The following is an 11,100-nucleotide window of genomic DNA, read 5'->3' as shown; positions in this document are numbered from 1 at the left end:
TGAGGCGATTTACCAGCAGAAGAACCGGCCTTTCAGGAGGCGGGTTCTTCTTTTTGTTGCCTTCTTTTTTCTTATGAGTCCGATAAAAGATCGGAATCCACGCGGCTTCTGGAAAGATGTAACATTAGTCTTAAGCAGGATCAAGGGTTCATTACAACGTTAGGGGTGTGGTATAGGGTGGATTCGAAACGGTTGGTGAACGTATTTCGTCATTTTGCCGAGCGGGAATGTCCGGGTTCCAGCGTGTTTTATGAGTATTTGGCCCGGCATATTGCCGATGATGAAGAGGTGCTGCAGGTCGCTGCGTTGGTTCCGTCCGGCCAGCCCGTGCCCAATATGCTGTTCGGAGCGGTTCAATACTTGCTGCTTCAGGGCGAGGGTCCGGAGCTGAGGGCGTATTACCCCGGCCTTGCGGAGCACCCGAAGGAGATGGCCTCTTGTTATCCCCATTTCCGGGCATTCGTGCTGGAGCATGAAGCAGCCATTATCGGAATCCTGAAGCGCAAACGGGTACAGACGAACGAGGTCCGTCGCTGCGCGTACCTGTATCCGGTGTTCTGCTTCATTTATGACAAGGTCCGGAAGCCGCTTGCCCTGGTGGAGCTTGGAACGAGTGCCGGATTGCAGCTGCTGTGGGATCAATACAGTTATTCCTATGGAGACACGGCGAGTTACGGCCTTACGGAATCGAAAGTGCGCATTACATCGGAGATCAGGGGAGACCGCAAACCGTTCCTGCTGGCCTCCAGTCCGCCGGTTGTTTACCGGATGGGGATCGATCTGCATGTGAATGACGTACGGAACCCGGAGCATTTCTTATGGCTGCGAGCTTTGATTTGGCCGGGCAATCACGATCGGGTGTCCATGCTGGAGCATGCGGCGGAAGCGTTGAAGCAGCAGTCAGACGTACGTTTCCGGGAGGGGGATGGGACGGAGCTGCTGCCTGACATCGTGAAGGAGATTCCGGAAGAGGCCGTGATCTGCGTGTTTCATACGCATGTGGCCAACCAGATTCCGGAGGCGTCCAAGCAAAAATTGCTGCGGCATCTGAGCGAGATTGGAAGCAAGCGCGATATTGTGCACGTCTACAACAATATGCAGGATGAGGATCTGCATGCCGAGTATATCCTCGGGGGCGTGCCGAGCAAGTTTACGGCGGCACGCACGGATGGGCATGCGCGCTGGTTCGAGTGGCTGTTATAAGGCCGGGAGATGATTGACTCAGCCTGAATAAGGACGGCGAACGGAACGGTGACCGCCGTTCGTTACAAGTCATATGCCCGTAAACGACCGCGAGCCCGGAAGGCAGCCGGGCTGAGACTTAGAGAACAACAGCCGCAGCCTTCATCGCGTATATTTTTTTATTGGGCAAGTCTGTGTCATAATAGGAGAGATGGAATATAAAGCGCTTTATGCTATGCGATTGAACCCGAGGATCGGGCTCTTCCATGGTGGAAGGGCTCTCGTTCAGGGCATGGCAGCATTCAAGGAGACCAAAGGAGGAAGTTGGGATGGATTATCGTATTGAGAAGGATACCCTGGGTGAGATTAAAGTGCCTGCGGATAAGTTATGGGCAGCGCAGACACAGCGCAGTTCCGAGAATTTCCGGATAGGAACCGAAACGATGCCGAAGGAGATCATTCGGGCGTTCGCGATATTGAAGAAGAGCGCGGCCATCGTCAACGGCAAGCTCGGCAAGCTGGATGCAGATAAGGTGGATGCGATCACAACCGCGGCCGACGAGATCGTGGACGGCAAGTGGGATGAGCATTTTCCGCTGGTGGTTTGGCAGACCGGCAGCGGCACGCAGTCCAACATGAACGTGAACGAAGTCATTGCGAATCGGGCCAATCAGCTGCTCGAGCGAAAAGACAGCACGCTGCGCGTTCATCCCAACGATGACGTCAACAAATCCCAAAGCTCCAACGATACGTTTCCGACGGCGATGCACATGGCTGCGGTCGTGGCCATGGAAGATCAAGTGATGCCTGCGCTCCGCCGCTTGAAGAAAACGTTCGAGAAGAAAAGCGATGAATATAAGGACCTGATCAAAATCGGCCGTACGCACCTTCAGGATGCAACGCCGCTGACGCTCGGACAGGAAATCAGCGGCTGGCACCGGATGCTGGAGAAGTGCGAATTGATGCTGGCTTCGGCCGTAGAACCGCTGCGCGAGCTGGCTATTGGCGGCACCGCCGTGGGTACCGGCATTAACGCGCATCCGAAATTCGGAGAAATGACGGCGGCCGAAATCAGCCTGCAGATCGGAAAAAGCTACGCGTCCGCCAGCAACAAGTTCCATTCGCTGACCAGCCATGACGAGATCGTATTTGCCCATGGGGCGCTGAAGGCACTGGCTGCCGATCTGATGAAGATCGCCAACGATGTTCGCTGGCTGGCAAGCGGTCCCCGTTCCGGCATCGGCGAGCTCACGATCCCTGCCAACGAACCGGGAAGCTCCATCATGCCGGGGAAAGTAAATCCAACCCAGAGCGAAGCGCTGACGATGGTGGTCTGCCAAGTGATGGGCAACGATGCCACGATCGGTTTTGCGGCAAGCCAGGGCAATTTTGAGCTGAACGTCTTCAAGCCGGTCATCATTTATAATTTCCTGCAGTCCGTGCGTCTGCTGTCGGATGCCATGGATTCGTTCGACCAGAATTGCGCCATCGGCATCGAAGCCAATCTTGACGTGATCCGCGCGAACATGGAGCGGTCGCTGATGCTGGTGACGGCGCTGAATCCGCATATCGGATACGAGAATGCCGCCGCCATCGCGAAACGTGCGCATCAAGAAGGGACAACGCTTCGCGAAGCGGCGCTGGCAAGCGGTCTGCTTAGCGGAGAGGATTTTGACCGGATCGTCCGTCCGGAAGAAATGATACATCCGAAGGAATAGGGGATTTCTTTTGAGCTTTATTTCAAGGCAGGTTTCCCTTTGAAACAAGAGCCCATTTCACCACGGTGATGTGGGCTTTTATGGTTGATTAGAAGAAGTTACCCGCCGAGTTGAACGCATTCGATCATCGCAAGAAAAACATCACGGAACGCCGCTCGTCTGATGCGAAAGTGCTTCGATCGTTTATCTCCGGCTTCGCAGCGGTTATAATATGGTGACAGCATCTGACAATACTTCACAAACAAACGTAAGAAGGACGGATGATAACTTGAAGAAACATCAATGGATGGCTATGCTGCTCTCTCTGATATGCACCGGGCTCGGGATGTTTTATATCGGGACGCCGGGCATGATCATAGGCGGAATGCTGCTCATGGCGCTGCAGGGAGCGGCTTTGTTTATTTTTTTCATGACACTGGGATACTTGGGCTTGATTATCGGTCCGCTAGCTATTGGGCTTCATATTATAGGTTTGATCATACCGGTCATCTACTTCAGCTACCGATCGCCCAGGAAACCGATGTTCGACGAGAAGCGGCGGCGTCAGCTCGCCTCCCCTTGGAAAATCGTCGTGCGGACGATCATCGGACTGGCCCTGTTCGCAGGGTCGATTTACGCCGGGTACACCTGGGGATCCGCCCCGTTCATGAAGACGGCTGCAGAGAAACGCGAGGTTCAGGAAGCGGCGGAGTCCTATCTGGAACAGAAGTACAACGAACCCTTTAAGGTCACGGACGTGGATTATACCTGGGCCATAGGCTCGTATAATCTCACGGCCCATCCGGAGCAGGCGCCAGAGCTTGAATTTACGCTGAGCAGCAATGAAGCCAGCCCTCCCGTCATATCCAATGATACCTACCTGAACCGGCTCTGGGGACAGCAGCTGAGGGACCGGCTGAAACCTCTGCTGGATGAGCTTTATCCGGACCAGGCGTTTGGGGAGGCGTTTGTCTTCGCAGGTAGCGACACGGTAGAGCGTGATTATAGCCAACTGGCGAATAACGCCGATGGCGATGTCAGCCAGAACATAAGACTGATCGTATTCGCGGATTTGACGGCGGATAATCTGGCGCAGGAGAAGGAACGGGTGCTGGAGCTGATTCGGCGGCTGCCTTCGGTGACGGTGCCGGGGGAGACGGATCTTACCATCGATTATTACGCTGCGGATTTGAAGACGCCGGAGAGCGTGAAGAAGGTGGAGCAGGATATCGATTATATGAAGGGGAAAACCAGTACCTACAGCTTCAGGGTGTTCGACATTTCGGACATTACGTCCGCGGATGACATCGAGATCAAAGGGCTGGAATGAGGATTTTGCTGGAGTATAAATTGATTCTAGATTCAGAAGCCAGGCGGAGTGGATAACTCCGCCTGGCTTCTTGTTGATGAATCATGATCCAACATGTGAAGGGAGCCTTCGTTAATGCAGGGACAGCTGGATGCTGCGTCCTTTCGGCGTCTTCGTCATGGTCAGCTTTAAGTTCAAGGCCTTGGCCATGTCGCGGACAGGGACGTAGAGGGTGTTCTTTATGAACAGGGGACCGTCGTACTTGCTCTTGTCCAGCTTGCAGTGGTCCGATTCTTCGGCACACAGCCTCGCCGGTTTATAAATGTCGATATCGTTCACGCTCATCTCTTGCGTAGCCCGCCGTACGATCGTATATCCCCAGCTGTCGTTTCCCCATACCGATACTGGGGGTCCGCTTGCCGCTTTCAGGTCATATTGATGAAAGTTGTCCAGCTCCTCCTGCATCGTATACGAGATTTCGTATCCCATTGCATCGGCTAAGGATTTGAGCGGAACGTACGCCTTGCCTTTGCGAACATGGACGTCCTTTATATGGGTGCCGCCGACGTTTACGTAATAGCCTTCCGCTTCGTTAGCGGCTGCTTGCTCGCCCTGCCAGATGAGGGAAGCGGCTAACAGGACGCTGGTCAGCGCGAAGAGCGATATCCTTCTGAATTTCTCGATCGTCATAACCTCCTTGCATACCGAATGGGTGTAGGCAGCCGAATGGGGAGCCTATCTACTATATAGACTCTTTTTCTGATCCATTGGTTAGCCCGTTTTCGTAAGAAAATAAGGACAAGCTTGCGAATGTAAGCTCTTTAGGAACCTTGATTCAGGCTGGCCCGCAGCTGTCAGCAAGGAATCCAGCACCGCTAGGATCCGGTATTGCGCCATTATGGGGAAGCCGATGGGGGAGGCAGAGAGCATGCATGATAAAAGGACGGACCAAGCTGATGCGCTTGATCCGTCCTTTTATTGAGGGGCTTCTTATGTCATGGAGAAGCACCTATGCATAGGTGGAACCGGCTTCGCATTACATGCTCACGGTATTCCGGGCATCCCGGTAACCGGACAGCTTGTTAACGAAGAAGGTGATCAGGAACGAACAGAGCAGGCTGGCTGCCATCGAGATCAGGAAGCCCATCGTGTTATTCGATGTAATGGGCCCGATGAAGGAGGGCACATAGGCCGTCCCCCGAACCCCGAACAAACCGACGAGCATGCCGCCAAGTCCAGCCGAGGCAATCGCTCCGGCAAATACAAGCTTGTTCGAAAACATGAACGGATAGGCGGCCTCAACGAAGGTGCCAAACCCCATGTTGATGGCGAATCCGGGGGCTGCGACTGCGGCTTCTCCCTTATCCCGCGGAGCGATAATATTGGCTAGCGTGATGCCTGCGGATACCATCACCAAGCCGACCATATCGACCGCGCCGAGGAAGCTGTTGCTGGTTGTTTCCATCTCCAGCAGCACAATCGGCAGGATGGCCGCATGATAGACGCCGCCGATGATGGCGGGCCAGATCAGCAGGCCGGCAATCAATCCAGCCATGGCGGGGCTCCAGGAGACAAGGGTCTCGATCAGGAAGCGGATGCCTTGCCCTGCGCTCAGCGCAATCGGCGCAATGAGGAAGTAGACCAGCAAACCGGCAATCAGTCCCGACACGCCGCCGGCAACAATGTTGACCGTCGTAGCGGGGAAACGCCACTCCACGCATTGGCGGAATATGTAATGGACGATAATGCCTGCGCCGATCCCGCCGATGATGCCGCCGATAATGCCTCCTTCGACGGACAGAACGCCTGCCACGATGCCCGCCACGATGGACACCTCGTCCAACTCGGAGACCTGTTTGGCCGCAATGACCGCAACGATGACCGGCAGCGCCTTAATCAGCAGGTCAAACACTTCGGTCAACGAAGATAACCCCGGGATTTTGCTGACCGCCAGGATCAGGGCCATGCCGATGAAACCGGGGAGGGACGCCATCATGATGCCCCGAATATTGATTCTTCCCCATGGAGATGAGCTGCCGGACGCCGCATGGATATTTGCGGACGCATTCCCGATGACCGGCCGGTACGTAAGCCGCCAATGCTTGCTGAGGGAAGTGACAAAGGTGACCGCACGCGTTCTGTTGGTGGTTCCGGTTGTGCCCGAAGCCGCAATGACATGCGCGCCTTTGGTTTGGATGATGGCCATGGAGGTTCCGCCCGTACCGGTCACCGGCAGGCGGAATTTGGCAGCGGCCTCAATGGCATGCCGGTTGCTGCCCTCCGGGTCGGCGCTCATGACGATGATGCCGTCAATTTCGCCGAGTTCAATCTGCTCGGCAATCTCCCGGTCCAACCGCTCGGCCGCCTGATTGACCTGCTGAAGGGTGCCTTCAGCGACAATGATGGGCTCTCCTTGGGAAGAGCTCCAGCTGTAAAGAGCCGCGGGCGTCGTATCCTTGGCTGCGTCCATGGAGACCTGGGCGGCGATAAACTGCAAGGCCCCGCAGGACAGGCCGGCGCTATCGAGCTGCATCAATATCTCATCCAGCAGTTTGCGCGGGTCTTTGCCGCCGAGATTGTACAGATTGCCGCCGCTGCTTCCGATGATGGCGATTTGACGATTCATGACTTGCTGCCCCCAATACGTTAGAAATAAGATAATTTCTATATTACAGCAGAGTTATAACTTGTTAAAGTGTTAAAATGCGATCCTGCCAAATCAAAAGCCGCCATGCATACCCGGTAAGGGCTGCATGGCGGCTTAGTCATCTAGTTGTCTATTCGTTGCTTTCGCTGGCCGCTGCAACGGCAGAGGCTTCCTCCGCCGCTTCTTCAGGCGTTTCTTTGACGATTTGCAGCTTCGTATAGCGGTGGGTCTTCTTCTCGATGACGGTGAACGTCAGGTCATTGTACCTCCACGTATCGCCTTTGGCGAGTTCGGAGTTATGACCGTACAGCCAGCCGCCGATCGTATCCAGGTCATCGGTGCTCAGGTCCGTATGAAGCAGGTCGTTGATCCGGTTAATGGATACCTTGCCGTCTGCGATGATGCGGTTCGGCTCAGGCTGGGTCAGCTCGCGCTCTTCATCCTCGTCGAATTCGTCGCGGATTTCGCCGACGATCTCCTCCAAAATATCCTCGATGGTGATCATGCCGGACGTACCGCCGTATTCGTCGATCAGGATGGCCATATGCGTGCCTTCCTGCTGCATTTTTCGAAGCAGCTTCTTGATCGGGATCGCTTCGGATACCGTCATGGCCGGATGAATCAGCTTGGTCAAGTCGATATTGGAATTGTCATCGAACTCCAGGAAGAACTGTTTGGTGTTCACCATGCCGACGATCTGATCCTTGTCTCCGCGGACAACCGGGAACCGGGTGTACTGCTCGCGCTTGATAATCTGCAGGTTGGCGGCAAGCGGCTTGTCAACATACAGACAGATCATGTCGGTACGAGGTACCATAATCTCTTTGGCAAGCATATCGTCAAAAGCAAAAATTCGGCTTACATAACCGTATTCGGCTTGGTTAATCTTTCCGCTCTCATAGCTGTCGCTGAGAATCATGCGGAGTTCTTCTTCCGAGTGAGCCTCTTCATGTTCACTTGCCGGATGCATGCCGAACAGGCGAACGATTTTATTGGCCGATCCGTTCAAGAGCCAGATGAACGGGTACATAATCCGGTTGAACCATATGATCGGCGTCGCGCAGAGGAACGACACGGCTTCAGCTTTATTGATAGCGATCGTTTTCGGTGCAAGTTCACCGATAACGACGTGAATGTAAGTCATGATAATAAATGCAAGCAGGAATGAAATCAGCGATGCGATTGCCGCAGGAATGGCAAGGCTGTCAAACACCGGGTGCAGAATCTTCTCGATGGTCGGTTCCCCGAGCCAACCGAGACCGAGCGCCGTGATGGTAATCCCGAGCTGACACGCGGACAGATATCCGTCGAGATTCGAAGTTACCTTTTTAACGGCAAGAGCACCTTTGCGCCCTTCCATCACCAATTGGTCTACCCGGCTGGGACGAAGTCTTATGATAGCAAATTCCGTCATAACGAAAAAAGCGGTAGCTGCGATAAGTACAGCGACTAGGAATAAATTCAAGCCTATATTGTCGTCCAAACAAAACACATCCTTTTTGTTATCTGATCTGAATTAGTTTTTTAATAACCAACGTTTACTATGCATGGCTGTCAACATAATTCGATCGAAACTTCAAAGGTTCTAGCAGCATGTGCTTGAGGAGCAAAAACATATCGGTATCCGTGTTGCATGTAACGTTATGCAAGGAAAGCAGAGACACATGGCGTTTCGACTCCAGCATCAACCGAACGGGCTCCGGACTTTTGGGTACCGGCGTCGGCGCTGGAAGAGTGCCTTCAGACGCTTCCATCCCCTGCGTCGCCGCAGCGGAATCGGTGATGTCCACTAGGGGGACATTACAAACGGAAGCAATCAGCAGTAAGCCAAGTGTGGAACATATAATTCTGTTTATCCTTCGTATGGGGTCCAAGTCGGATCGTCACTCCTACAATTCGTAATCGATTTGCTCTAAAAAATATATGGCTTAATTGTCAGCGTATGAATATGAAGTGATTTGAGTAGTTGTACGTAATTTCACCACGAACGCGGTCTTCAAAACAAGGTATATTGCTATTAATCATAAGAAAAAGTAAGCCACTATGTCAAATAACAGTCGCACTCGGCTATATAAATCCTTATATATCAAGGGTTTTTGATGATCGCCAGGCATACAAAAAAAGACAACTCTCCAAGAATTCCGGAGAGTTGTCCCATGCAGCAAGGGCCTATTTATGGTATGGCAGCTGTCTGATATAACTGTCGGACAGATGAAGCAGCTGGAGCGAGCGTTCGAATTCTTCCTTGGTAGCCTGGGTCTTCTTCACGTCCGAATTCGGAAGCGGATGCTTGGTTCCGTCCTCAAAGCCGATGCCCGGAATGTACAGGGTCGTATTGTTGATGAACGTACCCGAAGGCAGATAATACCGCTCCGGCAGCAAATTATTATCGGTGTGGTTCAGCAGATCCTGGCCGAAATGAAGCTGATTGTCGATCGATACGCCAAGCAGGTTGGACACCGTCGGCAAGAGGTCGATTTGTCCGCCGACCTGCTCCTTCACTTCAGGCTGAATTCCCTCGCCATGGATGATAAGCGGAATGTTGATCATATCTCCGGAGGTATATTCGCGGCCGTAAATTTCGTGCATCAGTTCTTTATCCTTGTGGTCCAGGGAGTAAATCGGCAGTCCAAGATGATCGCCGTAGAGAACAATCAAGCTGTTATCCCATACGCCGTCTTTCTTCAGCTGCTCGATGAATTTGCCGAGCGCGTCATCGGCATAATTCTGGGAACGGATGTAGTCGCCGACAAAGGTGCCTTCATATCGCTCCGGCAGGGTCATCCGATATTTATCCTCAGGAATCGTGAACGGATGGTGAGCCGACATGGAAATGACCTGGGTATAGAAAGGTTTACCGGCATCGTTCATTTTCTTCAGCTCGGCAGCCGTTTTGGTATACAGGGCGTCATCCGAGGCGCCGAAGAACAGCTTATCGTCTTCCCCGAAGAACGCTTTATCGTAATAACGGTTGAAACCGAGCGCCTTGTACAGCTCCCCGCGGTTCCAGAACTCCACGACGTTGGTGTGGAAGGTCGCGGTATCATATCCTTCCCCTTGCAGCAGTCTCGGCAGGCTTGGCAGAACCCTGTCCGCATAATGCTGCGTAGCCGCACCCCGCGGCGGGATGTAGAAGGAAGTATTCACAACAAACTCGGCATCCGAGGTATTGCCTTGACCGACGTTCTGGTAGAAGTTCGGAAAGTAATTGCTCTCGCGGGCCAGCTTGTTGATGTTAGGCGTAATTTCCTTGCCGTCAATCGTGAGGTCGACCAAGAACTTCTGGAAGGACTCCATCTGGATGATGATCAGATTCTTCCCTTTGGCGACACCTGTGAGCAGGGCCTCCTTATCGGACGCGTTCAGGCCTTTCAATGCGTTGACTTTATCCTGGGTTATGGTTTTGGCATCCACGAGCTCTTTATTCTCCTGTTGGAAAATCGTGTAGGCCTCGTAGTTCAAAATCCCCATTTCCTGCGCCTTCACGATTTCATTCATGCTTGCGCGGTTCGGCATGATCTGGAACAGGCACAGCATTAAAGAGACGACAAAAACAATCGGGATGATCTTGCGTTTTTCTTTCTTCGCATGCCGAATCTTCCAGTTCTTAACGCGGTCGCTGCGCCACAACAGAACGAACATCACGATGATATCCGTGAAGATCAGCAGATAGTAAGGGTCCATCAAGGAGAATACGCTGTTGCTTACCGCCGTTACCTGGTTCACCTGCTCTAACGCGTGATAGGTAACGATGACACCGTAATATTTATAATACATAATGGCTGCAAAGAAGATGGCGGTCAGCAGCAGGTTAACGCTCATATAGGCCGTCAGCTTTCGCTTGGAAGCAAACCATTCGATCAAGCTGAACACAAGCCAGATAAAGGGGATTTCCGTAATCAGCGGTTTCCATGGCATGACATCATCAAAAATGACCGTCCAGGCCAGGTAGCTTTTGAGCAGCATAATAACAGAGAAAAATATAAATGGCTTCGTAATCGTTAACCGAAACCGCGAGGTGGAGAACACCTGTATCGCCTTCCTTTCAGGGCCGCCACAGACCTGTTCGCAAAACTTCGGCGGCTATTCGTTTTTTAAGAATACATAGACGTTATTCTTACTGTAGATTTACGTTCCGTATACCATTTATTTAACAAAACTAATGAACAGAATTTATTATGACCTCTTCGGAGGAGGTTGTCAAAGAGTTAAAGTAAGTCCCGAAATTTCCTATAACAACACAAAAAGACGACGAAAAAACCGGC

Annotated in this window: 7 protein-coding genes; 3 read left to right on the top strand and 4 right to left on the bottom strand. The window is 52.6% G+C overall.

From position 1 onward, the window contains the following. Positions 1-177 precede the first annotated feature (177 nt). The 3 genes from RB297_RS22860 (at position 178) to RB297_RS22850 (ending at position 4,209) form a co-directional block, all read left to right on the top strand. Positions 178-1,203 (top strand): DUF2332 domain-containing protein, encoded by a 1,026-nt coding sequence (locus RB297_RS22860; protein WP_375121524.1) that lies wholly within the window; start codon positions 178-180, stop codon positions 1,201-1,203. A gap of 308 nt (positions 1,204-1,511) precedes the next feature. Next, the gene (fumC, locus tag RB297_RS22855; protein WP_192570340.1) at positions 1,512-2,900 is read left to right on the top strand and encodes a class II fumarate hydratase; all 1,389 of its coding nucleotides are present in this window, start codon (positions 1,512-1,514) and stop codon (positions 2,898-2,900) included. Between the two features lie 268 nt (positions 2,901-3,168). Further along, a complete protein-coding gene (locus tag RB297_RS22850; RefSeq protein ID WP_375121523.1) occupies positions 3,169-4,209 on the top strand; it encodes a hypothetical protein in 1,041 nt (346 codons plus the stop codon). 111 nt (positions 4,210-4,320) lie between these two features. On the opposite strand, the gene RB297_RS22845 is transcribed toward RB297_RS22850, so the two are convergent. From RB297_RS22845 to RB297_RS22830, 4 genes are all read right to left on the bottom strand, one after another. Continuing rightward, positions 4,321-4,878 carry a hypothetical protein gene (locus tag RB297_RS22845; protein WP_096775790.1) on the bottom strand — a complete coding sequence of 186 codons (558 nt, stop codon included), beginning with the start codon at positions 4,876-4,878 and terminating at the stop codon, positions 4,321-4,323. Between the two features lie 346 nt (positions 4,879-5,224). Continuing rightward, positions 5,225-6,814, bottom strand: a complete 1,590-nt coding sequence (locus RB297_RS22840) for a PTS sugar transporter (RefSeq protein WP_192570343.1) — start codon at positions 6,812-6,814, stop codon at positions 5,225-5,227. Between the two features lie 151 nt (positions 6,815-6,965). Continuing rightward, positions 6,966-8,318 carry a hemolysin family protein gene (locus RB297_RS22835; RefSeq protein WP_096775792.1) on the bottom strand — a complete coding sequence of 451 codons (1,353 nt, stop codon included), beginning with the start codon at positions 8,316-8,318 and terminating at the stop codon, positions 6,966-6,968. A gap of 686 nt (positions 8,319-9,004) precedes the next feature. Continuing rightward, positions 9,005-10,864, bottom strand: a complete 1,860-nt coding sequence (locus RB297_RS22830) for an LTA synthase family protein (RefSeq protein ID WP_375121522.1) — start codon at positions 10,862-10,864, stop codon at positions 9,005-9,007. Positions 10,865-11,100: the final 236 nt, after the last annotated feature.

Source organism: Paenibacillus sp. CR_12 (assembly GCF_041953985.1).
GTDB lineage: Bacteria > Bacillota > Bacilli > Paenibacillales > Paenibacillaceae > Paenibacillus_AQ > Paenibacillus_AQ lautus_A.
The sequence above is the reverse complement of the archived record's forward strand: the minus strand, read 5'-3'. Positions and strand labels throughout refer to the sequence as shown.

Excerpts from the sequence above, each read along its gene's own strand:
- RB297_RS22845 (WP_096775790.1), bottom strand. The coding sequence starts at position 4,878 with ATGACGATCGAGAAATTCAGAAGGATATCGCTCTTCGCGCTGACCAGC.
- fumC (WP_192570340.1), top strand. The coding sequence starts at position 1,512 with ATGGATTATCGTATTGAGAAGGATACCCTGGGTGAGATTAAAGTGCCT.
- RB297_RS22840 (WP_192570343.1), bottom strand. The coding sequence starts at position 6,814 with ATGAATCGTCAAATCGCCATCATCGGAAGCAGCGGCGGCAATCTGTAC.